The following is a 24934-nucleotide window of genomic DNA, read 5'->3' as shown; positions in this document are numbered from 1 at the left end:
CCGATGGCTCAACTGATGATGAAGGAACTCGCCCCAAAAGCGGTGGAACCTTCAAAGTTGTTGATGGTCACGCGAATGTCTGCCACGCCATCATCGTCCACGTCGATCATCAGAAGATCGCCGACAAGCCTTGCCTCGGGCCCGCTACCACCAGCTCCGAACGACCCAGCGCCCCGGAACACGAAGTTGCCGTTCGCACCTGACGCCCGTGCAAATTCGATCGTGTCACCTTCGGCAGCATTGAACGACGCGATGGTATCTTCCCCTGTGCCCAGCCAGAACACAAACCGATCCGCACCGTCGCCTCCGTAGAGCATGTCAGAATCTTCGCCACCGTTCAGCCGGTCGTTGCCTTTACCGCCGTAAAGACGGTCAAACCCGGCACGTCCCAGCAAGGTGTCATTGCCTTCTCCGCCCGTGAAAACGTTCGCGGCATCATCGCCGGAGAGGAGATCAGCATAATTCGAGCCGATCAAACCCTCTATACTGACCAGCCGATCTCCGGCAGCTTTACCACCGATCTGATCGCCCGTCCGGGCAAGGTCCACATCCACAGAGGCATCCGAGTCGGAATAGTCGACCTCATCGTCACCTGCCCCGCCATCCAGCGTATCGGCTCCATACCCTCCGATAAGGGTATCCTGGCCATAGCCACCATAAAGCTTGTCCGCCCCACCATAGCCGATCAAATTGTCGGCAAAGCCAGTTCCGTCGATCGTGTCAGCAAGGCCAGTTCCATTGGTTTTTGTATTGGCAAGAATGTCCGCCAGGGTCCAGCTGAGCTCTCCATCCGAACCGAAGACAATCCGTTCGATACCTTGACCCGAACCCAGGGTTTCAAACTGATCCGTCACCCGGATGGCCGTGCTGCCACCAACCTTGACCAGCAAATCAAAACGGCCACTGCCCGACACAGGTTCACGAACAAGCTCGATAGCGGTGACGCCCGTCAGATTGAGCGTGTCAACATGGTCTTCACCGCCGACATAGTGATCCCTGATGATGTCATAGCCCCAGCCGGTTTGCCAATAATAGGTATCGTGCCCAGCGGCGCCGTCCAACGTGTCCGCACCGGCACCGCCATAGAGATGGTCCTGCCCACCCAGTCCAAGAAGTTCATCATTGCCGCCCCGGCCGTGGATGTTGTCACGCAGCGAAGAGCCTTCGACAACCGTGTCTCCCTCGGACGCCTGCCAGTTGGTCTTTTCCAAGAGATCATCCCAGGACCAGATCACGCCATCAGCAAATTGGAAGCCTTCAAGACCAACGCCCGGATTGGCATCGTCATATTGCCCGACAACGGTGATGACCCTTTCAACGCCGCCTGCGGTGATCTTCACCAGGAGATCGTTGCGGGTGCGTTCCAGAACGACTTGCCCGGTCTCAGCCATGGCCGAAGTCATATCATCGAAGGCCAGAATGTCGGATTGAGACGAACTGCTGTAGCCATCCTCGATGGTGTCTGCTCCGTCTCCGATCGCCCAGTGATAGACATCGGAACCCGCACCGCCGAACAGCCGGTCATTGCCCTCACCACCATAAAGATGATCGGCGCCTCCGGCGCCCTCCAGGCGATCCCCGCCCGCACGGCCAAATATGTTGTCACGGTAGGCCGTGCCGATCAAAGTGTCCGCTGTTTCGTCCGTTCCGACCGTACGGGTCAGTGCATAGATGTCTTCCAACGTCCAGACAGTGCCATCGCTCAGCACAATGGACTCAATCCCTTTGCCATCGCCACCCGCCAGATATTGCTGGTCGATGCGGATGACCTCGTCGCCGATGATGACGCGCAACCCATCTGCGCCGGTCAACCGCCGCAACAAGACGTCTTCGGCGGTCAGGTTGTCCAGATCGATGACCAGCCTGTCAGCGTCCGCAGTCGATGTCCCGGTGTCATTGATCGTGTCGTTTCCATCGCCAATGGACCAGCGGTAATCGTCCGATCCGTGTCTGCCATCCAGCAAATCCTGACCTTTGCCCCCAATCAGGGTATCCATACCCCATTCGCCGCCATCCAGCGTGTCATTCCCTTCCCGACCCTCCATCAGGTCACGGTAGTTCCAGCCCGACTTCAGATCGCCGTCGCCCGTCCCTTGGTACTCGGCCGTCGCAAGGTCAGTTCCGCGGACAAGGATCCGGGAGCCATCATCGAATTCGATGATTTCGATCCCGCCATTCCCCGCCTGATCAAAACGGCTGACGTCGGTTATGGTGTGGTCATAGCCGCCACCGTTCACATCAATATCGACAAGGAGGTTTCCCCCATCCTTTCGCAGGCGCACGTCATTTCCGCCGACGCCGACGATCCGCAATGTGTCGACGTCACCTGCGTGATCCGAGAAATCCTCGATCCGATCGCTGCCCCGGGACGTTTCTGCGTTCCAGATGTATAAATCAGATCCCGAGCCACCCTTCAGGGTGTCTGCACCATCGCCCCCCACCATCGTGTCCGCGCCGCCGCGACCAATGATCACATCATTGCCGTCACCGCCCGAAAGACGGTCGCGTGATCCGGTTCCATTCAGGGTGGTGCCGGAATTACCACCAAAGGCTATGGCGCGATCCAGAATGTCGTCGCGATCCCAAATCACACCATCCGACAGGACAATGCGATCAATGCCGCGCCCCGCTACGCTGTCCGAGAAGAAACCCTGATCGATCAGGATTGCGCCATGCGCGCCATCGATGATGATCTTCAGGTCTTCGCTGTTGTTTTCCCGTTGGAAACTGACTTCATCCGAACGCGCGTTCAGCAGCTTCAGCTCATCCCGACCGTTGCCACGGTTGCCCCAATCGTTGATCGTGTCCGCGCCATCCCCACGGTTCCAGCGGTATTCATCCCCGCCCGCGCCACCCTGCAAGACATCGGCACCAGTCCCGCCCAAAAGGGTATCGTCCCCCTCGCCAGAACTCAGCGTATCGCCGCCGCCTGCTCCAGTGACGAGATCATCATAGCGGCTGCCCGTCACCAAGCTGGGGTCGTCCCCGTCGTTGAAGTTCGACTTGCGCAACAGATCATGCAGCGTCCAGATGCCGTCACTAAAGACGATCCTCTCGATACCACCACCGACCACAGTGTCGTTGAATTGGTTCAGAACGGTGATGGTCGGACCGGTCGCGCTGTCGATGTAAATGCGGATGTCATTCGTGCCATTGATCCGCAACACATCAAAGACCTGTCCCATCGCCACATCGGTCAGTTCCAGAATGTCGATGGCATTCGTGCTGTCCGCACCTTCGACGATCGTGTCATTGCCGTCACCACGGCTCCAGACATAACGGTCGCCTGCGGCACCGCCATCAAGCCGGTCCTGCCCTGCATTGCCCGTCAAGGTGTCCCGACCACCGCCGCCGGTGATCGTGTCATTCCCGCTGGTGCCCTTCAGATTGTCCCGATAGGCGCCACCAGCCGTCGCAGCCGCGCCGACAGATTTCGTATTCAGCAGAATGGTCCGCAAATCCCAGACCACGCCGTCACTGAACTGAAGCGCCTCAATGCCAAGACCCTTCGTCCCATCCTGAAGCCGGTCCTTCACTGTGATCGTATAGGCCCCAATCTTCACCAGCAGATGGTTCCCCGAACGCTCCAGCGAAAAATCCCCCGCCGTCGAACTCACATCCGTCAGGATCAACGTATCTGTGGTCAGCGTCGACACGTCATTGTCGTCGATCGTGTCGCTGCCTTCGCCTCGTGACCAGAAATACCTGTCTTGTCCTTTCCCCCCCACGAGAGAGTCTGAACCCGCACCGCCTTCCAGACGATCGGCCCCATCATTGCCATTCAAAGTGTCAGCGCCGTCTCGGCCATCCATGTCGTCCTGGCCGCCATTTCCGTTCAGCACCTCGTTGCTGGATGTGCCGTTCCGGACCGTATTTGCGACGGTGTTTTCAAAGGGCAGGGTCACATTGCCATTGGCAAAATGATCAATGGAGTTCGCAAACAAAACCACGAGGCCCGCCTTCGAGATGCGCCCCTGATCCAACTGCGCGACCCAGCGCAACTCTTCCGTTTCGGACGGCAAACGCCCAAAGGCATTCTCAAAAGCGTTGCGCACGAAGCTGGTCGCGCTCATCCCCGCATCAATCGCCGTCGTCCGCCCCCCGAATAGCTTGCCTTCGGTGTCCAGCAGCAACTGCGCAATGTCCGCCAGCGTCTCGGTGCCGGACATCAGCTTGCCTCCCAGCACCGACAATTCATTGTCAGTCGCCTTGCGATCGTAAACCACGTCTATCAGACGGCGAACCTGCTCGTGCACAAAGGCTCGATCCAGACTGCGTTCAAAGACCGCCGGATTCATGATCACGTCGAAATTGTTGGTCGACATATGGCCATTGCCGACGATCACATGCTCCAGCCGTTCGGCCAGATCGCGCGCGACTTCTGCCCGGGTCACACCATCGTCCAATTCGCCGATCAGTTCCGCAGCTTCGGCCAAAGTCGCTCCGCGACCCATCGTGTTGTAATAAATCTGGTTGATGAATTCCGCCCGCGACATATTGCCATAGCGGGTTTCGTATTCATCCGACTGGATCAGTTCTTCGACCAGCGCCAGCCGGTTCAACTCCCCGTTGCTCACGAATTCAACCAGAACTTCCATCTCGGCGACATCCATGTCCCGATCCAGAACGGCGTCATAGATGCGCGCCGCTTCGGCCAGAATCCGTGCCTTGGCTTCTGCATCAATCCGCGTGGAATGCACCGTGGTCGTCACGTCGCCGTTGACGGTTTCCCGCTCGGTATAGCGCCAAGTCTCGATGCCAAAAGCATCAACCTCATGCACCACTTCTTTCTGTGTCAGGGTCCGGACATAGCTGACGTAGCCCCCACCACTTCCCCAAACAGAGACAACGTCACCCGCAACAGCTTCGGCGCCTTCGGCCTTTTCATAGCCAACCTCATTGCCGCCCTTCCAGACATAGCTCTTGTCGCTGACGGCCGAGCGGATGATCGACTGGGTGTTGCCTTGCCGAGAAATCGTCGTGATCAAACCATCGGCCGAGGTTTCCGTCACGGTTTCACCGATCAGCCCGCCCGCCTTGTCATAGCTCTTTTCGGTCTCGATCCGCGAACCATCCGAACCAATCTTCAAAACGGATGTCTTGTCGTCGATGCCATTGCCGTCATAGTCTACATTCGTGCGCGTCTCGCGCCCATCCGCGCTGACCCAAACCTTGGAGGTCGATCGGACGTCATTGTCATATTCCTTGGTGTAACTCGTCTCGGATGTCGTCGTCCGCGCGCCCTTCTTGCTGATCGTCGTCTCGGTCACCGTCACGGCATCGACCGTGCCATCGCCGTCGGTATCAATTTCCACCCGGGTCTTCAGGCCGTTTTGTTGCGTGATAGTCTTCGCCGAATACACCACGCGATCGCCATAGCTTTCGCTGAAGGTGGTGATCTTCTCGCCAGCCGCGCCGTAGCTGACTTCCGTTTCTCGAACGAACTCCGGGCTGTCACCACCCCCGACGTCAAAGGCAAAGCGATGCTCGGTTCCGTTGAAATTTTTCGTCTCGACAATCCGGTCACCGATGGAACCATCCAGATTGACCTCGGCATATTCCGTGCGGGTTTGCCGGTCGAGATTGACGGTACTATCCGAACGGCGATCCACCAGACCATCCCCGTTCAAGTCGATTTCCGTGATTGAATTCCGACCATCCGCACTTGTGCTGATCGTCGTTTCCCTACGCACATCGAGACCGGGGGTGAATTCGGTCGTGGTCACAATCTTCGATCCGTCTGCGGCCGTCTGACTGTCGAGGATCCGATCGAGCGAATGATCGCCGTCATAGTCGGTCGTCACATAACGGTTCAAGCCATTGCCGCTGGTGATCGACGTGATCTGCGCGCGAACATTCCACACGCCATCCAGCGAAATCATCGTGTCGACGATATCGCCGTCGCCTTCATAGACGCGTTTGGTTTCCGACCGCCAATCCACGCCGTCGCGGCCATCCCAATCCAGCGACACAGAGGATTGCAATCCGTCCATCGACTTGATCTCGGTGATCGAACCCAGCCGCTCGTTGCGGCCGTTGTCGACCACTGTTGTCGTCAGGACATCGCCATCGTTCTGCAGCACCTTTTCCTGATGAATCTTGATGTCCGTGTCGCCGTCACCATTCGTGTCCTTGGTGATGTACGTCACCAGCCCGTTCGCACTGGTCGTGCTGATCGTCTTGGCAACTTTAACTTCGTCCAGCGAGTAATAGGTCACCGCGCTGGTTTTCGTCCCGTCGGCATTGATGTTCGTGACCGTTTGAATGTCGTTCTTGCCATTGCCGTCCAAGTCACTTTCAACAGTCACTGAGCGCCCGGTGCGCGAGGTCGTCGTCGTTTCGGACGCGATCAGATTGGCATTGTCACCACCATCGCGCGTGACATCCGTGACCTTGTCGCCATTGGCGGCAACCGTCTTGACCGTGGTGGTTCGGAAGTCCAAGACACCATCACCGTCAATGTCTTGCGTTTCGACCACCCGATGGCCGTTGGCTGAACTGGTGACCACAGATTGACTGTTCACGGTTTCGCTGCCGCCGCCAAACGGATCGACAACACTTCCATAGTTGGTGGTGGTCTTTGTCGTAGAACCGTTGCTGTTCAGAATCAGGTTTTCAACGGTGATCGCGTCCGCTGTTCCGTCACCATTCGCATCCACACGCGTTTCGACCTCCAGACCATGGCGCGACGTTGTCTTTTCCGATTTCCAAAGCAACCCGCCGTTCCGGTCTTGTTCGATGCGCGCCTCAGTTTGTGCACCATTTGTTCCAAGTACGGTTCGAACAATCGTGTCGAAATTGCCATCCAGGGCCGACCAGTCGCCATTGACGTCAATCTTCTGTTCCCGCGTGCGCACGCCTTCGCCATCCACAAGAATCGTCTCTTCCGTCGTCGAATAAATGTGGGTCCGCTTGATCTCGTTCTGTTCATCCAGATCGATCTTGAAGCCGCCATCCGCCCCGACAAGTCCGATCTGCGTCACGGTCTTCCGACCTGATCCGTCATTCGTCAGCACCGTCGTGCTGATGCTCATACGGTCAAAACTGCCATCACCATCCGTGTCAGAGCGCGCCTCGGTCTTCAGCCCATTGGCCGATACCCGCGTTTCCTGCGCAACAAGCTTCACCGACCCAACGGTGCCCGTCGCATAGTTGCCCCCCGCAAAACTCGTCTCTGTCGTCACCCGAGAGCCATCGGCTTCGATGCTTGTCTCCTGCCGCGAACTCCGCTCCAGCATCGCATTTGACATGTCCAGATCGCTGAAGGTTTCTTTCTCCAGGCCATCCGCCGATGTCACCGTCTTCGTTCGCCCGATGTCCGTGTTGTTCCGGCTATCGACCTCACGCGCCACCGTCACCGATCCATCCGCATTCACCACCGACGTCGTCAGCGTCTTCACATCATAGTCGCCGTCACCTTCCAGATCTTCCCGCGCCCAGACATCCTGTCCGTTCCGGCTCACCTCTTCCCGCACTTCCGAGATTTCAACGCCGCCCAGGCCCAACTTCCGCACCACCGTCGTCACGTTCCCGTTCAACGCAACCGTCTGCACTGTCTCGCTGTCGATCTGACCGTCCCCGTTCACGTCCAGCGTCGTTGTCGTCGTCTGCCGATCCGCGCTCTCCGTCACAACGCGCTTTTGGATCACCTTGCCGTTTTCAGCCGCTTCCACATAGGTCCGGATCGTCTCGCCATCCTCTCCCAGCGTCACCGCCAGCGTCGAACGCGTAACCACCTCCTGACCATCCTCCTTCACCGTTGACACGCTTTCCTGCGTCAACCCATCCGCCGAGGTCGTCGTCTCTACTTTCGACAGCTCCGTCGTCCCATTCGCCGCATAGGTCGTCACAACCCGCTCCGACGAACCGCCCCAACGCAACTCTGTCACATCGCTGACAACCCGATCCGTATCCCCATCCCCGTCCAGATCGATCCGCGTCGTCCGATGCTTCCCGTCCGCCGTCGTCTCACTCACCTGAGACGCCACAACCGTCCCATCGGCAGCCTTCGTCCACGAACTTTCCGTCCGCAGCCCCCCGGTCCCCACCGTCACATCCTTCACCAGTTCCTGCGCCTCAAAGACGCCATCTCCATCCAGATCCAACCAGGTCTTCGACGTCACACCGTCCGCCGCAATCTCCACCTTCTTCCCAAGGTTCCCAGACCCGTCCCCATGTACCTCCGTCTGAACCTGCGTCCGAACCCCGTTCACAACCGTCACGACATCCCCTGTCGTCACGTCGTAATCCCCGTCCCCGTCCGGATCGACCTTCAGCTCCTTCGCCCGCGCGTCCGAACTCACCGTCCCCACGCTCTTCGAGATCAGCCCACCGTTCCCGTTCCGAACCTCGGTCGTCGTCACCTTCGAGCCATCGGCCCCGTCCGTCACAACAACTGTCTTCGTCGACACCAGATCCAGATCCCCATCCCGATCCCGGTCCACCCATTCCGTCACCGTATCCGAACGCCCATCCGCGCTCGTCACTTCCACCGTCCGCCCGATGTCCGCCCCGTTGAAAGCCTCACGCAGCACCGTCTCCGTCCGCACCCCCGCCACGTCCGAGATCACGACCGACGTCTTCAGCCCAAAACTCGCCCCAGCCCCATCGCTGTCATGCGTCTCAACCCGCGTCAGACCGTTGTTCGACGCCGTCTTCGTCACGCTTTCCAGAACCGTCCCATTCGGCCCCAGACGCTCGATCGTCACATCCACCTCGGTCACGTCGCCAGGCAGGTTTCGCGTCACCCGCGTTTCCCTGACCTCGAAAACACCCCCCCCGTTCGTATCCCGCTCGATCGTCACCGTGTTCCCGTCCGCACTCGTGATCGTCACCGTCTTCGTCCGGTCCACCACGCTGAACGCGTTATTCTCATCCGAGCTGTCATTCACCCGGTTCACGACCCATTCCGTCTTCACCCCATTCACAACCGAGGTCTTGATATCCTGCCGACGATCCACCACCCCGTCACCATTATCATCGAACAAATGGCGAACATGGCTCCCATCCGCCTTCGCAAGCGTCGTTTGCACAAAGGCGATCTTGCCGTCTTCCTTGTAACCCGTGTTCACGATTTCCTTCTGGAAATCCCCACCCGAGATCACCGACTCCACCCGCACAACCCGATGCCCCTCGGCGTCCATGCTCAGCGTCGTATCCGCCACCATTCTGGTGACCCCATTCTGCGTGAACGTCGTCTTGCCGGTAATCACCGAGCCATCCGGCAATTCAATATGCGTCGCATCGGGATTAAGATTGATCGCCGTGATGCCAAGATCGCCCAAGGTCTGCGCGATAACAGTCCCATCCGCCTGGGTCACCATCACCTTGAAGGGCTCCAACTCCGCGCCGCTCAAAACTCCGTCATGATTGGTGTCAAACGTCTCCCGCAGGGCCTCCATGTCACTCGTGGACCCCTCGGCCCATTCCGTAAACACAAACTCCCGCTTCTCGGTGATCTTCCCGTCCATCCCAGCGTCAAAGAAAAGGACCCCATCGCCAGCGCCCGCCCAGGCCGTGCGATGCTCCTTCCCATCGCCCCCATCCACGTAGAACGAGGATTTGGAGCGTTCCGTGATCCCTATGATGTTGTCGTTGTTTAGGTCGAGAAGGATGGGGGCCAGCGGAATTGTTGGATCGGGCTTCGAAGTCGTATTTGGGGAAGTACTTGGCGTGACTTTGTCATCCTTGCCTTTTCCAGGATTGCCCCCAGTGCCAGTATTTCCCGACCCATTGCCACTGCCAGTCGCTCCGTAGGTATAATCTACCCCGCCATAGTAGGTTCCTCCGCCATAGGGAGTATTGGTTCCACCACCATAGAAGGACCCACCACCGGATCCGCCAGTGTTTCCTGAATCTCCTCCGTAGCCTGAACCGCCACCATATCCGGAGTCTCCGCCGTAGCCTGAATCGCCATCATATCCGGAGTCTCCGCCATAAGAGCCGCTGCCATGTTCGTTACGGCCATGACTTCCCTCATCTCCAGACGGATTAGAATTGCTATATCCAGACCCAGCGCCCCCGCCAGAACCGCCCCCCCCCGGCAAAGGCGGGAGACCCTTCATCAACCCGGAAGGAATTTTTGGCCCTGTCGTTCCAATTTCAAATCCGATGCCTCCACCACCGCCGTTGGGGTTGCCCATGTAGCCATAAAGCAGTTTGTACTTTGTTTCTTCAGAAAGATGTCCTGCGCTAAATTTATAGAGATCAGGTTCGTTTTTTTGATCAAAACCCACCACTACAAGTTCATTGATGTTTTTAATATAAACAGCCTTAGCTTCCTCCAAATATAGCTTATAATCTCTCTCATAGTCTTCAGACCAATATCCACTTTTTACAAGCTCATCCTTTAAATTCTGCGCAGCTTCTCTCTCAACTTCACTATCACCCAATAAAGAATCTATAATCTTGTTATGCACATGTCGTTTAGCAATGCCGTCCGTCAATTCAATGGCATCAAGAGCAGCATTCAACCTATCAGAGCCGTCATGTACGCCATCTAATGTTCCCTCCAGAGACGAAAAATTCTCAAAGTATTCATCAATTAACTTTAACGCAGTGCCCCCATCTGTCCCGACATCTGTTAAACTGAGGAGCGTTCCGGCCAAGTTGTCTGTACCGACACTCAAACCATTTATACCAGAGTCAAATCCCCAAGGGTTCTGATCTTCAGGGGAGCTAATATCTTGCATTTTGTTTTCTTTCAGATTTTGAGAGATGCTACTTATCAAGCTCAGCAGCATCTAGATGCTGCTTATTGGACTTTTTCAGCGAAATTTCTGCAATGAGGGCTTGCACTTGGGGCCGCAATTTGAGATCGCTCTTAGATATCGATTCCTCACTAAGATCAAGATAAACAGTCATATCTGTTGCTGCTAATGTTAAAAAAGTAAGATGCATCTCATCATCTTCCCTCAACAGCCTCGCCTCTGATGCATACATTGTCGCTCTCGACAAATAATAATAATCTCTAGGTCTATCCCTTGAAGTAGATATTGCCCTCGAAATATATGATAAAGCACGTAGCCTCTCTGGTCCAATATTTTCCGGGTCCGCATAAACTAACTTAGATAGATAGTACCAACATTGCGAAAGTTGCGGGTACCTATCCACGCAATCCCTCAAAATCTCGATTGAAGAGCTGAATTTTCTATTTTTTAGATCAGTAAGAGAGTTTACTAAATAATTCGCCCCTTCAATCATGAGTTTTGAATTTTGACAGGCAAATATTTGATAATCAAGCTCATAATCAATAGTATCTTCATCCGAAACAAGATTGGCTTCACCAAGACAGACAGAGATCAACTCCGCCACGCGAGTTTTTTCTGATTCAGTATCCGCTCTAGAGAGTTGCGCGAAAGATATCAAACTGCACAGTATCAAAAGAAGCCAAATACTTACTTTCATGCTCAAAAAAGACAATCTGATCGCCCACTTCCACTAACGCTCCATACGCGAATCCTACCTGCCACACTCCCTCCCGATTTGCCAAGCCCCCATCGCACAACCACAAACGTTTTGCAATGCCGCGCGCAACACCACGAAATCCAAAATCCTTGCGCCTTCCCAACACCTTACCCCTTTCCGCCCAAAATGACGCATCCAACGCCAATCCCAAACCCATTCAACCCCAGTACGGCGCGGCCTTTCCGCCACAACCCCTTTTGGCCAAAATATCCACAAGCTTTGACACTCAAACACATTCTAAAATACGAATATCACAATAATTCCAACCTCTTAACCCCCATTTCACGCGTGAAATCCCCCCACCCACCGCATCTCCCCGAGGGCCAACCTGCCGACTTCCCCCCGGTTACAAACCAGACCACATCCGCCTGCAAAGCAGCTATCTTTGCAGCCCCTGCCCTCACAATATCTGATGGCTCGCTTTTCCCGATGGCCCCGCCTTCCCCCTTCCGCGAGTTCAAGACAAATCCCGGAATCATCCGTCTGGCTGTTATGACGACATACGGTTTCCGCTGTCACTGCGGAATGTCTAGGATCCTGCATAAACGCGGGATCGAAATCAGTTATGAAACGGTGCGGTTTTTGTTGGGGATGCATGCCTTGATTACGAAACCCGGTTCGGATCACAGTGGCGTTAGCATCAAAATGGGACTCGAAAGCCTATGCAGCCATAACAATAATAATGACCTAGGCACTAGACAAGGTTCGACTCCGGTCCCGTCCCCTCCGCCACTTGCCCCATCTCTGCGTGTGATTTCCGTTCTTCGCGGATTTTCCTCCGTGTTTCCGGGGCTTAGCGCGGCCCGGCGCTGACAGAGACTGAACGCATCTCCAATTTTGGCTGGATTTCTCGCCCGCGTCTCCGCGGGCGGTGAGACCCGTTCGGTTTGCGCTGGTTCAGGTCGGAAACAGGGAATTAACAGGGAATTTGCGTTGCTGTGAGGCTTCTTTTACTGAATCTGCCCGGAATACTGCAGCAATACCCGTGGCTTAGCGAGGAATTCCCTGTTCTCGAAGAACAGGGAATTTGATCAAGGCGATCAGGGAATAGAATTCAGCGGAACAGGGAAAAAACTCGCAAGAACAGGGACTTGCGTTTTGGGGCTGATGGGTTGTTTTCACTCACGCCGCCGACCCGCCTGTGGATCAGGCGATGCCAAAGCTCCGCGCCTGTTCCTCCCAGTCCATCGGGATGCCGTCGCGGAGGAGCCGAGCAAGGGAAAGGTCCGGTGGCTGACGCCCTTCCAGAATAAGTGCCTGAAGACGCGGGGCCAGAAAGGCCAGCGGAATGCGGTTGCGGACATAGGGTTCAGAGCATCCTTTGGCTTTTGCAATCTCGGCGAGCGAAGTGCCGTCGCGCAGGGCTTTGACCCAAACACGGGCCTCGGCCAGTGCGCGGATCAGGATAGGGTCCGGTGCAGGCAGGCTTTCGCCCGCTATGATGCGGGTCTCGATCCCTCGGCGGCGCAGTGAGAACGGCTGCGCAAAATCAAGCAAATCAGGGGTCAGGGCTTCGGCGGGCACCGCCAGCGCGGTGGCGATCGGATCCTGCGCAAGGCTGATGTGCACAAAGCCCTGACCAAGATCGATGCTTGCAATCAGATCGGCCAGAAACGCCGGGTCCGCTTCGAGCCTTTCTGCGGGCACTGTCAGAGGAACATCCGTTGCCGTGACATCTTCTGATGGCTAACCTTCCAGGATGACCCAGCCTTCGCCCTTTCGGTACTTCAAGACCAGCCGCGAGATCATCCGCTTGGCGGTGATGCTCTACATCCGCTTCCCGCTGTCGCTGCGGAACGTCGAGGATCTTCTGCATGAACGGGGCATTGAGATCAGCCATGAAACCGTGCGGTTCTGGTGGAACAGATTTGGCCCCATGTTTGCCGCCGAAATTCGGCGCAGGCGGGTCGACAGAATGCGGGCGAGGAAGCACTGGCGCTGGCATCTGGATGAGGTCTACGTGAAAATCAATGGCGTGACTCATTACCTATGGCGCGCCGTCGATCACGAGGGCGAAGTGTTGGAAAGCTTCGTCACGCTGACACGCGATCGCAAAGCGGCGTTGAAATTCCTCAAGAAATCCATGAAGCGGCATGGCCGACCAGCAGTTCTCGTGACCGACCGGCTTCGTTCATATGGCGCGGCCCTGAAGGATTTGGGCCGCGGTGATGACCGAGAGATGGGCCGTTGGATTAACAACCGGGCTGAGAATTCGCACCTGCCTTTCCGGCGACGAGAACGGGCGATGTTGCGGTTTCGGCGCATGCGAACCCTTCAGAAGTTCGCCTCGATCCATGCGTCAATCCACAACCATTTTCCAACGGAGCGCCATCTCCAGAACCGCGAACATTACAAGCTTTACCGCGCCGCCGCTCTCGCCGAGTGGCGCGGTCTTCTCGTGGCCTGACGCCAGCCAGGGGTTGGGGAAACTGAGACTGGTTCGCATTCGTCTGACAGCACCCCCCCGCAGGCACGCGGCCAATCGAACAAGCCCCCGCACCGTGCTTCAACACCGCTTGGCTGACATAGTAGCGGTACAGCCGCCCGCCCTTGCGGGTGTGTGTCGGTGAAAACGCTGCACCATCGGGACCATAGAGCAACCCCTTCAGCAGCGCGGGTGTGTCGGCGCGGGTGTTGCTGGCGCGCTTCCTCGGGCTTTCGGTCAGGATGGCATGGACCTTGTCCCATGTGGCGTGGTCGATGATGGCTTTGTGCTCGCCGGGATAGCTGGTGCCCTTGTGGACCGCCTCGCCGATGTAGACCCGGTTGTTCAGCATGCGGTAGATGAACTTCTTGTCGATGCGGTGGCCTCGGCTGGTGGTGACGCCCCGCTCGGCCAGTTCCTGCGCCAGCACGGTGCCTGAGCCGATCTCGATGAACCGACTGAACACCCAGTGGACATGGGCGGCATCGCCTTCGTTGATCACCAGCTTGCGATCCTTCACCTCATAGCCGAGCGGCGGGCAGCCCCCCATCCACATCCCCTTCATCCGGCTGGCCCGGACCTTGTCGCGGATCCGCTCGGCCGTCACCTCGCGTTCAAACTGCGCAAAGGACAGCAGGATGTTCAGCGTCAGCCGCCCCATGGAGGTGGTGGTGTTGAACGATTGCGTCACCGAGACGAAGGTCACGCCGTTGCGGTCGAACACCTCGACCAGCTTGGAAAAATCCATCAGCGAGCGGGACAGGCGGTCGATCTTGTAGACCACCACCACGTCGACCAGCCCATCCTCGATGTCGGCCAGCAGTCGCTTCAGGCCGGGGCGTTCCAGCGTGCCGCCCGAGATGCCGCCATCGTCATATTGATCGCGCACCAACACCCAGCCTTCCGAGCGCTGGCTGGCGATGTAGGCTTCGCAAGCCTCACGCTGTGCATGCAAGGAATTGAACTCCTGCTCCAGCCCCTCTTCCGAGGATTTGCGGGTGTAGACCGCGCAGCGCAGTTTTCGGACGACAGAATTGTTCATGCCGCCCTCCGATGGTTTTTCAGGCCGAAGAACACCCAGCCGTTCCAGCGCGTGCCGGTGATGGCGCGGGCGATGGCCGACAGCGACTGATAGGGCCGCCCCTGCCATTCAAAGCCACCTTGCGTCACCGTGACGACCTGCTCCACCCCCCGCCATTCGCGGATCAGCCGCGTGCCGATGATGGGTCGATCCCGGTCGAGGCGCATGGAGCGCTTCTTCCTGTCGCCCCCATCCAACTCCTCGCCCAGCTGTTCCAGCCGCTTGATGGTTTCTGGCTTCAGCCCGCCATAGGCCAGTTCCTGAATGCGGTAGGCCAAGCGGCTTTCCAGATAGCGGCGATTGAAGGGCGGCGGTTCGCTGTCAAACAGCTCACGCCATTGCGCCTTCAGATCGGGCGTCGTCGCCGTCTTCAGCGCCGCGAGGCGTGCGGGAATAGGATCAGGGGTCATGCGGGTCTCCGGTCATTTGCACCCCGACTACCGCTCTGTTCGCGCGTGAAGTGTAGCGGAAATTCTCCAGTCCTCGCAGTATCTTCGCCCCTATCGCGCATCCGTAGACGGACCAGACCCAGCGCCAGCAGGCGGCACAGTTCCGCACGGCGTTCGGCGGGGGACATCAGGTCGGGACGCAGGGGGTTGGGGCGTTTCATGGCAGGTCCGGTTCGGGTTCATCTGCAAGCTAAAAGCCGACCAGCCACCCAATTTGGGACACGGCGCACCAAATATCTTGCAGCGAAGCAGCTACCTGCCGTTACATGTCAAAGTTGATTTTCGGCGGGAGAATTCTTCGGTGAACAAGAAATTTGGCCGACTCGGGCGCGAAACCCTCGAAATTGTAGAAACTTTGCCGTTGAACTTGGTTGAACAAGTTCTGTTCTTCAGGGAAGCTGATGATACAGACAAACTCGACTTAGAATGGCCCACCCTTCCAGACGAGGATGACACCCGTATCCGCGTTTTGGAATTGCTCGACAATCGCGAGGCCGAAGATCTGAAACCCATCGAAGAGCGATGCCGAAGGATCAGACTGCTCGCGGCGGACAAAGGGCCTAGCTCGCTAAGCCATGTAACTCAGCAGCGACTTAGCAATGAAGAGCTGCTGGAGCTGGACGACCAGCCGGATGCCGCCTGTCGTAGCGCGTGGGTTTTCCTGAACCATCAAATTGCGTTTGCTGATGCCGAGGCATTTCATGGCGCACGGCAATACCGGGACTTCGGCAAGATGTACGATGCATTCGAGGTCGAACCCGCAGAAAGCGACAGTAGCACAGTTTCCACGATCGACGCCGAGAACCTTGCCTCCTTGCTGACGGCGAAGTTGGAATTGCCGTCAAAGGTGATCATCCGGACAATTGATCTATCGGCGACATCAACCCATCCTGCCTCACTGCTGGTGATCGTTCGCCATGCAGGTCCCCTGTCCAGCGTTTTTCACCACAAGGAGAATGGGCTGCGAGCACCCATTTACTATCGCCCTCCAAATGAGGCGACGCTGATCTGGACCCCCTCGGAGCAAACACTCGAAGTCTGTGGCCCCAGCCCGCAGGTCCGGCGCGTGGTCGCGGAAGGCTTTGCGCAAACCGTATGCGGCACCGATTTGTCAACCAAGCCACTCACTTGGCGCTATTACGATCTTTCGCGCTTCCACGCCTCTCTAGACCTGCCTCCACCCGATTGGGAAGACGTCGATGTACGTTCGACAAAGATCATTGCGGTCGAAATGCGCCTCGGAAACTGGTCCCGCAGGCTTTCGCTAAAAGTTACGATCGACGACGACATTGCTCAAATCGCAAAGCGCTATCTCGGTGGCAACCAGTTCCTGGGAAATGCCGAGGGATTCAGCAGTTTAATCGTTGCAGTCAGTTATCAAGGCAGGACTGACAAGCGAGAACGCACCATGGAGATTTCCTTCGGTGATCGGAGGTCAAATCTTCAAGGCAAGACAGATAGCAGCCAACGAGAACTTGGTCAGCGTCTGTTGAAACATTGGGGCATTTTGAACCGCTTGAAACCTTTGGAATTTGATGAGGTCATTCAAACTTTGCCACAGCTGTTGGGCCTTCATGATCTGCCCGACAACTGCGTTACCGGTGCGCGTCTTCGGAACTTGGGACTTGATCCAAAGCGTCTGGCTGACGGCGGAGTGATTGCGTTCCGCAAGCGAAGCAGGGCCGTTCTTCTGGAGGATGACGACGAAGTTTTGATTGACCTAGGACCGAGGGATGGGGAAGTAACCGCCCAAACTGTCTTTGAAGAAAAAGCTGGATCGTTGGACCCATCTGATGTGACGGAATATGAAATCAAGCGGGAATGGCTTGAAGAGATCGTCGCGGGCGCGTTGCGCCCCTTCGTTGGAAGAGGGCCTATTCAGCGGTTGAACGAACACCTGTCATATTTTGGCAAAGTTCCGGCCGATGGGAGCAAAGTGCCGATCTATTTGGCGCGGTGCGTGAATCAGATCGACGCTCTGACCTCGGCCGATGTGACGTTGCGCAGTCGCCAGGAAGGTGGAGTGGGTATTGTCCTGACGGCGACTGACACGCCCATAAACCATCTTGGACCGAATGTTGTTGTATCATTGCCAAGTGTCCTAGGAGGACATGGTCTTGATGCCGATGCGATTGCCAGAATTTTAGACAAGCACAAGGTAGGCCGCTGGTTGGCGCTCGGAGGCGCGGATGTCGCGCTGATGAAATTTGGCCCGCACATGGCGATGCTCTACATTCCGAACAAAATCCCGCTCGCTGTCAGCGGAGCAAAGCAAATCACCATCCTGGAACGACTGGTTGCGGCCCACAAAGCGGGGTCTCCGGGTGTGAACACGGGTAATTTGATAGCCGACACAGGAGCAAGAACGCCAGCAGACGCGTGGAGATCCGATGCGCGAAAGACCGTTGTAGGTGTTTATTTTGAACATGCAGGCCGGAATCTCTGGCGACTGAAGGTTGATTGATCGGGCAGCATTGAATTCCGAAGTCGGACGCTGATCCGACTTTTCGGGTGGGACCGTCCGATAACGGGCAAGGCAATTCGAGGCTCCATCAGACAGGAGCGCTCAGATGACGACATTCGCCCATAAGACCCCGCCGACGCCAAAACGCGATTTCACCAACACCGCCATTTCGCCGGTCCAAAATCACCGCGACTGGCGCTGCAAACACTGCCGTAAGATGCTCGGTGTTTGCAGGGATGGCCGCATGCATCTGCGGTTTGGCGGAGGCCACGACTATCTGGTCAGCCTGCCTGTGCGGACCATCTGCCCTGACTGCAAAACTCTGAACCAGAAGAGCGCAGTCTGAACCCTTCCCGGTTGGGCTTTGGCCTGACCGGTTTTCCTTCACATCCAGAGGCGCGCGACGCCCGAACTGGCCCGAGGGAGGCGCGAGACGCCCGGCCGTGAGGCAGGCGTCTCATGCGCAGGGCATGGTGCGAACTCCATCGCGGGATGGTTCGCGATCTGAACCGTTTCAAAAATCAGCAGGGCTTTCGGGAGATCAGGGTGCGGCACGAGTCGCTGCGCCGCTTCGCTGACCCGGCAGAATTGCTGGCCTTCCAATCGGGTGCAAGTGAGGAATTTCTCGCCCGCAATGAAGTGCTGCGGGCACTTTGCCACGAGGCCAAGTCCGAAGCCTCCAACGGCGACACCAGCCTACTTATCGTTTTGCTGGCCCTTTGGCCGGGCATGGATGCGATCTACGGCCGATTGCTTCGGCATTTCAAAAGCGATCCGGACGAGCTGGCATCGGAGATCACCGCGCGCGTCGTCGATGGAATCCGCACGATTGATCTGGACAAAGTGACCAAGATCGCCGCGACCATTCTGATGAACGCGGAACGCGACATCCGGCGCAGATTGGCGGGCGAATGGCTGGCCGCTGGTTCGCGGCGTGATCTGACCGACGACATGCCAGCGCCGACCCACAGCTCGGTTTTTGGCTTTGCCCCGGAGATGGGCGATGCCGATGCCGACACCGCCCGACTGCGGCAGCGGCTGGAGCCCCTCGTCGGTCAGGACGCCGACCTGCTGCTTGGGGTCACGGTTCTGGGATACACGCAACAGGCGGCGGCAATCAGTTTGGGTCTTGCCCCCGACGCCGGTCGCAAGCGGCATCAGCGTGCCGTGCAGAAACTGCGCAAATATCTCGATGCCTGATGTCCCAAAACTGGACTGAGATTGGCTTTTCCTCTGCAGAAGTCACCGAAGCCCTCGGTGGCAGTGGGGGGATTGCCTCATGCCGTCTGACATCGAACCACCGGACCTTTCGCGTTTGCCGGGCCTATATCGTGCTTGGGAACTGGCACAGATCGTCCAAGCCGATTGCGACTACCGCGTGGAAAGCGCGGGCGAAACCGCTGATGGCACGCAGTTGTTTGCGATCTACCGCGACAGCCGCTTTGAAGCGGATATGGCGGAGGTCCGGCCATGATGTCGCTGGATGCCCGGCAGAACTCTTTCCTGTCACCTCAAGAATTGGCGCAGCGCTGGTCGATCAGCGCGCGCAGCCTCGACCGCTGGAGGGCGATGGGCACCGGCCCCGCCTGGCATCAGATCGGCGGGCAGGTCCGCTACGCTCTGAGCGATGTTGAGGCTTGGGAACAGGCGGCACGGCGGAAGGGCGGCTGATCCATGGGCCGCGAATTTGCCCCCCTGCCTGCGACAGGACCTCCTGTCGGGGAACAACCCGGCTTGTCCTATCGCGACTGGGCCACCCGTCTGCTGGAAATGGGCTACGAGCCCCTACCGATCAAACCGCGCACTAAGGAAGCGGTGGCCAAGGGCTGGACCACCGTGCACATCGACGCGGCGCAGGTTGAAGCTTGGGCGAGCGCGTTCCCCGATCATGGCATCGGACTTCGCACCGGGTGGCTGGTGGCGATCGACATCGATGTACTGGATCCTGATTGTGCCCATGGATTGCAAGCCCTGGCCGTTGCGCGGTTCGGGCCAACGCTGATGCGGGTCGGTCTGTGGCCGAAGCACCTGCTGCTGTATCGGACGGACGTGCCCTTTGTCAAAATGAAGGTCGGGCAGGTCGAGGTTCTGGCGCAGGGCCAGCAGTTCGTGGCGTTCGGCATCCATCCGAAGACCCAAAAGCCTTATGGCTGGCCCTTTGGCGAGACCCCGCTGGATGTGGCGTTCGACCAACTGCCTCTGATCACCAAACGCGATATCGAGGCGTTTCTCGCCGAGGCTGCAGCCCTGTTCCCCGCCGAAGAAACCGGATCGCGACGGCGGGAAAGCCGGGCTGGGGTCCAATCTTCGGGACATGCACCGGTCCGGGACAAGAACGGCCTTGTCATTGATGGCCGCGACGGCTGGCTGTCCAGCATCGCCTATCATGCGGTCTGGGACGCCATGGATGCCGGGGGAACGCCCGAGCCTGTCGCTCTGGCGGACCGGGTCTGGGATCGCTTTGCGGAAACCACTGATCTGACGCGGGGCAAGAAGGATGGGGAGGTTGGATACAGCCGCGCCGATGCGCTGCAGAAGGTCCGGGACAAGCTCGGACTGGCCAAGAAGGGACGGCTTCCGGCACGCAATCTGACGGACTTGCAACCCGTTGTCGTCGAGCCGGGTCTGCCTCTGGAAGAGGCGCGCGCCCGTCTGGACGCGGTGATCGGTGAATTTGCCACGAGGGCCGAGGCTTGGCACGCGAACAGCCAAGTGGATGCCGCCCCGCGCATCGGCATTCGGGCCAGCGTGGGATTGGGCAAGACCGCCGTCTCGCGCCGTCATTTGCTGGAACTGCAGGCGCGGCTGAAGGCAGATGGTTTGCCGCATCGCTTGCTGATCGTGACCCCTTCGCTGGCCCTGGCCGACGAATCCGCAGCCGCTTGGCGGCAGGGCGATCTCAAAGTCGCCGTTCATCGTGGCTACGAGGCGAAGCAACCCGGTCGCAAGGAGATCATGTGTCGGGACATCGACATGGTGCGCATGGCTACTAAGGCTGGGCTGCCAGTGTTCCCAAACACCTGCCTCCGCAAAGGTGGCGTAAAATGCCACGCGTTTGAGCTGTGCCCAAAACAATGGAACCGCGACGATGTGGAAAAGGCCGACATTGTGCTGGCGGCCTACGACGCGCTTTACACGGGGCTGCCAGTCTCACCCGAAAAACTGGCCTTGGTGTTGATCGACGAAGGCTGCTGGGTTCGATCCGTCAAGGAAACAGGTCTCTATCTGCATGACCTGCGTCAGCCTGATGCCGTTGACGAGCAGCGTTCGGGCGACGCAGATCACGAAGCCGAGGCTTGGGCCGCCCTTTTTGCCCTGCGCTACAAAGCGGCAGATGCCTTGCAGGCGAACGGGCGCGGCCCCTTGTCACGGCAAGTTCTACTGGACAAAGGCTTGAGCGTTTCCGATTGTGCGACGGCGGGTGTAATGGAAATCCAGCTGCGCGTCGATCCCGGATTGCGCCCAGGGATGTACCAGTCGGAGCGGAAAAAGGCCTTCGAACTCAGCAAGGCCGCCCAGAAATCCGTGGCGCGCGAAGCGCTGTTCCTGGCCATGGAACGCTTGCTCGCGGGTGAGGCCGAGCAGGACGGGCGGATCGTGTTGCGGCCTTCCGATCCGGAAACCGGGGTGCAGGCGATCAAGGTCATGGGGTTGCACCAGATCGATCCGGCGCTGGCCAGCCTTCCCATCCTGCATCTGGATGCGACCTTGCGGCCCGATCTCGCTGAGACCGTCTTGCCCGGTCTTGAGGTCACCGAGATCACGGCCGCGATGCCCCATATGCGCCTGAAAGCAGTTCAAGGGCGTTTTGGCAAGACAACGCTGGTGCAGGATGCAAAGGCCTCCCGCGCCGAAAACACCCGCAGGGCAAATCGGCTGAGAGAATGCGTCAATCATGTCCGCTGGGAGGCAGCACGTGTGTCACCGCGGACTGTCCTGGTGGTGACGCACATTGACCTTGAGAGCGCTTTTGCAGGAATTCCCAATGTATCAACGGGCCATTTTAACGCCATCGCCGGTTTGGACATCTATAAGGACGTGGCACTGCTGATCGTCATCGGCAGGCCGATGCCATCAGAAGACGCGCTGGCCGAGCTTTCCGGAGTGCATCTGGGGCATGTTCCCCAAGGCAAGCTGGTCGAACGCAACGCCGGGCTTCTGATGCGTGAAGGAACGCGACGGGCGTATCGCGTGCGCCAGCACGAAGACCCCACAGCCGAACTTCTGCGCGCGGCCATCTGCGACGATGAGATCGTCCAAGCCATCGGACGCGGGCGCGGCGTCAACCGGACCGTCGACAATCCGCTGGAGGTGCAAGTGCTGGCGGATGTGGCGTTGCCGATGCTGCATGATCGTGTGGTCGCTTGGGAGAGCATCTTGCCTGATCTCTTGCAGCGCATGCTTTTGGCAGGGATCGCGGTGGATAGCCCTGCCGATGCAGCGGTTTTGCATCCGGACATGTTCGAAAATGAAAAGCAGGCGCAGAAGGCGATGGAGCGGTGGGGATTTAAGCGACATTTCCCTATGAGTAATACATATAGGGGAATGTCGCTTAAATCGGCCCGCTACCGCCGTTCAGGTCGAGGTCGATCTTGGCAAACGGCCTATTGGATCAGCGTCAATGCGGATGTCGTGCGTGCAGAGATGGTTTCTGCGCTTGGACCGTTGGATGGCTGGAGTCTAGGCTGAGACGTCTATGCTGGCAGTACCCGTGTGGTATTTCTGGGCAGTAACCTGACGGAGGACCGCCTGAATGCTCTCAAGAAGCGATATCACGGACAGAGAATTTGCCTTTCTGGTGTCGCAGAAGATTTTGCTATCGCAGGTCTTCGATGCAAGGGGACGCGGCCCTGCGACATTCCATGCGGAGGCGGAGGCGGGAGGTTATCTGTTTGGTATGGCAAAACCATGCAGCAACGGTCATCGTCTCTTCACGCGGCGAGGACACTGCATCGAGTGCAATACCGCTTCCATCGCTTTCATCCGCCGGGGAAACTCGGACGGGTACATTTATCTGGCGGCATCGCAAACGGGTCGAATTCTGAAGATCGGGTTCAGCGCAGACCCTGTCGGTAGGAGCGCGACCCTCAACCTCGAAGGTGGCTACGGCGGCTTTTCCGACTGGGAACGAATTGCCCACTCCTACGTCCAGTCGGCAGGCAAGATTGAGTTCGGCATTCATCGCGCATTGGAAGATCTAAAAATTGAACTGCCCTACATCAAGAATGGGCGGACTCAGATAGCCAACGAGCTATTCAGGGGCGACCTTAAGCGTGTTTGGGGGGCATATCGCGAGCAGGTTAGACCAGGGCCAGAAGCGAAGAGCTGGCGCCACCCAAAGTTGGCCGACTTCAATTTTGTGCCGTAGCTGCTTGAACTAAACTCCCCGTCGCCTCCTGCGCAGATTTGCGCGATCCTGCGTAATAATGTCATACTTATCAATGAATTAGCTGTGTGATATACTCCCTCAAACCCCGCAGAGAGCGCCGCAGATGGTCGGACCGGGGGGGTGGGGGTGATTATGGCGGCCAAGCAGCAGAAACGGGGACTGGCGGTGGACTACCGCGCGGTGGAGGCGCTGATCCCTTACGCGCGGAATGCCCGCACGCACAGTCCGGCGCAGGTGGCGATGATCGCCGGATCGATCCGGGAATTCGGCTTTACCAATCCGGTGCTGGTCGATGGCGAGAATGGCATCATCGCGGGCCATGGCCGGGTCATGGCAGCGCGGCAGTTGGGGTTGGACTTGGTGCCGGTGATCGAACTCGCGCATCTGACCGAGGCGCAGAAGCGGGCCTATGTGCTGGCCGACAACAAGCTGGCGGAACAGGCGGGGTGGGACAATGACTTGCTGGCGCTGGAACTGGGTGAGCTGGCTGATCTCGGGATCGACCTTGGTGATCTGGGTTTTACCGGGCGCGAGATTGATCAGCTGCTGAACGCCAATCTGGCGGACCCCCGCGAAGAGGATGTGCCGCCGGTGCCCGATCAGCCTGTCTCGCGTCCGGGCGATCTCTGGCGGCTGGGGAACCACCGCGTGATCTGCGGCGACGCGACAGATGTGGCAACCGTGTCCCGGGTGCTGGGCGGGGTCAGACCGCACCTCATGATCACAGACCCTCCGTTCGGGGTGAACTATGATCCCGCTTGGCGCAATGCGGTGGGCGCGGCACAGACCAAACGCACCGGCAAGGTGCTGAACGATCATCGCGCCGATTGGCGGGAAGCCTGGGCGCTGTTTCCGGGGGACGTCGCCTATGTCTGGCACGGGGCCTTGCATGCCACGACGGTCGCCGACAGCCTGATCGCCAGCGGCTTTGCGGTGCGCAGCCAGATCATCTGGGCCAAGGAACGGCTGGTCTTGTCGCGCGGCGATTATCACTGGCAGCATGAACCCTGCTGGTATGCGGTGCGCACTTCCGGCAAGGGGCATTGGTCGGGGGATCGCAAACAGACCACGCTCTGGACCATTGCCAGCGGGCAGCAGGATGCGACGACCGTGCATGGCACGCAAAAGCCGGTCGATTGCATGCGCCGCCCGATGCTGAACAATTCCTCCCCCGGTCAGGCCATCTATGAGCCCTTCCTCGGATCGGGGAGCGGATTGATCGCCGCCGAGACCGCGGGGCGCATCTGTCATGCGGTGGAACTGGACCCGGCTTACGTCGATGTCGCCGTGCTGCGTTGGCAGGCCCTGACCGGGCAAGAGGCCGTATTGGAGGGCGGGGGCAGCTTTGCCGAGGTTGCCGCTGAACGCGGGGCTGGGACCCTCGCCAATGCAACGGCGGAGGTGGCCTGATGGGACGGACGCCCACAACCCTCACTGAGGCGCAGATGGCCGAGGTGGAGACTCTCGCCGCTGTCCTGACCGCCGAACAGGTGGCGGATTACTTCGGCATCGCCCGGCGGACCTTCTATGCGCTGATGGAACGCGATGAGGAGATTGCAGCACGTTATAAACGCGGCAAGGCCCGCGCCATCGGGGCCATTGCGCAGGGGCTGATCAACAAGGCCCGCGCGGGGGACACCGCCTCGATGATCTTCTTTCT

Annotated in this window: 14 protein-coding genes and 3 pseudogenes; 11 read left to right on the top strand and 6 right to left on the bottom strand. The window is 58.3% G+C overall.

From position 1 onward, the window contains the following. Positions 1 to 8: 8 nt before the first annotated feature. The 3 genes from IE095_RS17085 to IE095_RS17075 all read right to left on the bottom strand — a co-directional run bounded on the left by IE095_RS17085 (position 9) and on the right by IE095_RS17075 (position 11623). Positions 9 to 10064 (bottom strand): SPM autocatalytic domain-containing protein, encoded by a 10056-nt coding sequence (locus tag IE095_RS17085; RefSeq protein ID WP_505825453.1) that lies wholly within the window; start codon positions 10062 to 10064, stop codon positions 9 to 11. A gap of 655 nt (positions 10065 to 10719) precedes the next feature. Then, positions 10720 to 11313 carry a hypothetical protein gene (locus IE095_RS17080; RefSeq protein WP_189413309.1) on the bottom strand — a complete coding sequence of 198 codons (594 nt, stop codon included), beginning with the start codon at positions 11311 to 11313 and terminating at the stop codon, positions 10720 to 10722. 28 nt (positions 11314 to 11341) lie between these two features. Continuing rightward, positions 11342 to 11623 (bottom strand): hypothetical protein, encoded by a 282-nt coding sequence (locus IE095_RS17075; protein ID WP_189413307.1) that lies wholly within the window; start codon positions 11621 to 11623, stop codon positions 11342 to 11344. A gap of 272 nt (positions 11624 to 11895) precedes the next feature. On the opposite strand from IE095_RS17075, the pseudogene IE095_RS18475 reads away from it, so the two are divergent. Next, a pseudogene (locus IE095_RS18475) lies at positions 11896 to 12048 on the top strand (IS6 family transposase); the annotation flags it as partial. Positions 12049 to 12612: 564 nt separating this feature from the next. Here the strand turns inward: IE095_RS18475 and IE095_RS17070 are convergent. Further along, positions 12613 to 13113, bottom strand: a complete 501-nt coding sequence (locus tag IE095_RS17070) for a hypothetical protein (RefSeq protein ID WP_189413305.1) — start codon at positions 13111 to 13113, stop codon at positions 12613 to 12615. A gap of 52 nt (positions 13114 to 13165) precedes the next feature. Between IE095_RS17070 and IE095_RS17065 the strand changes: the two genes are divergently transcribed. Then, positions 13166 to 13873: an IS6 family transposase gene (locus tag IE095_RS17065; RefSeq protein ID WP_189413303.1), complete on the top strand. Its 708-nt coding sequence runs from the start codon at positions 13166 to 13168 to the stop codon at positions 13871 to 13873. Between the two features lie 55 nt (positions 13874 to 13928). Here the strand turns inward: IE095_RS17065 and IE095_RS17060 are convergent. Continuing rightward, positions 13929 to 14933, bottom strand: a pseudogene (locus IE095_RS17060) (recombinase family protein); the annotation flags it as partial. Further along, entirely contained in the window at positions 14930 to 15382 is a 453-nt protein-coding gene (locus IE095_RS17055; protein ID WP_189413301.1) for a DUF2924 domain-containing protein, read from the bottom strand. The gene IE095_RS17055 and the pseudogene IE095_RS17060, both read right to left, overlap by 4 nt. 340 nt (positions 15383 to 15722) lie before the next feature. Between IE095_RS17055 and IE095_RS17050 the strand changes: the two genes are divergently transcribed. The 9 genes and pseudogenes from IE095_RS17050 to IE095_RS17010 all read left to right on the top strand — a co-directional run. Continuing rightward, positions 15723 to 17885 carry a hypothetical protein gene (locus IE095_RS17050; protein ID WP_189413299.1) on the top strand — a complete coding sequence of 721 codons (2163 nt, stop codon included), beginning with the start codon at positions 15723 to 15725 and terminating at the stop codon, positions 17883 to 17885. A gap of 106 nt (positions 17886 to 17991) precedes the next feature. Further along, positions 17992 to 18231 (top strand): hypothetical protein, encoded by a 240-nt coding sequence (locus IE095_RS17045; protein WP_229804894.1) that lies wholly within the window; start codon positions 17992 to 17994, stop codon positions 18229 to 18231. A gap of 200 nt (positions 18232 to 18431) precedes the next feature. After that, the gene (locus IE095_RS17040) at positions 18432 to 19085 is read left to right on the top strand and encodes a sigma-70 RNA polymerase sigma factor region 4 domain-containing protein (protein WP_189413297.1); all 654 of its coding nucleotides are present in this window, start codon (positions 18432 to 18434) and stop codon (positions 19083 to 19085) included. A 79-nt stretch (positions 19086 to 19164) separates the two neighbouring features. Beyond that, positions 19165 to 19359 (top strand): hypothetical protein, encoded by a 195-nt coding sequence (locus IE095_RS17035; protein ID WP_189413295.1) that lies wholly within the window; start codon positions 19165 to 19167, stop codon positions 19357 to 19359. Then, the gene (locus tag IE095_RS17030; protein WP_229804892.1) at positions 19356 to 19556 is read left to right on the top strand and encodes a helix-turn-helix transcriptional regulator; all 201 of its coding nucleotides are present in this window, start codon (positions 19356 to 19358) and stop codon (positions 19554 to 19556) included. Before IE095_RS17035 ends, IE095_RS17030 begins: the two co-directional genes overlap by 4 nt. Positions 19557 to 19559: 3 nt before the next feature. Then, a complete protein-coding gene (locus IE095_RS17025) occupies positions 19560 to 22574 on the top strand; it encodes a bifunctional DNA primase/polymerase (protein WP_189413293.1) in 3015 nt (1004 codons plus the stop codon). A gap of 64 nt (positions 22575 to 22638) precedes the next feature. Continuing rightward, complete coding sequence (locus IE095_RS17020; RefSeq protein WP_189413291.1) at positions 22639 to 23253, top strand: GIY-YIG nuclease family protein; 615 nt, start codon at positions 22639 to 22641, stop codon at positions 23251 to 23253. A gap of 153 nt (positions 23254 to 23406) precedes the next feature. After that, positions 23407 to 24684, top strand: a complete 1278-nt coding sequence (locus IE095_RS17015) for a site-specific DNA-methyltransferase (RefSeq protein WP_189413289.1) — start codon at positions 23407 to 23409, stop codon at positions 24682 to 24684. Further along, positions 24684 to 24934 (top strand): annotated as a pseudogene (locus tag IE095_RS17010) (hypothetical protein); the annotation flags it as partial. The gene IE095_RS17015 and the pseudogene IE095_RS17010, both read left to right, overlap by 1 nt.

Source organism: Neogemmobacter tilapiae (genome assembly GCF_014652215.1).
Lineage (GTDB): Bacteria > Pseudomonadota > Alphaproteobacteria > Rhodobacterales > Rhodobacteraceae > Neogemmobacter > Neogemmobacter tilapiae.
The sequence above is the reverse complement of the archived record's forward strand: the minus strand, read 5'-3'. Positions and strand labels throughout refer to the sequence as shown.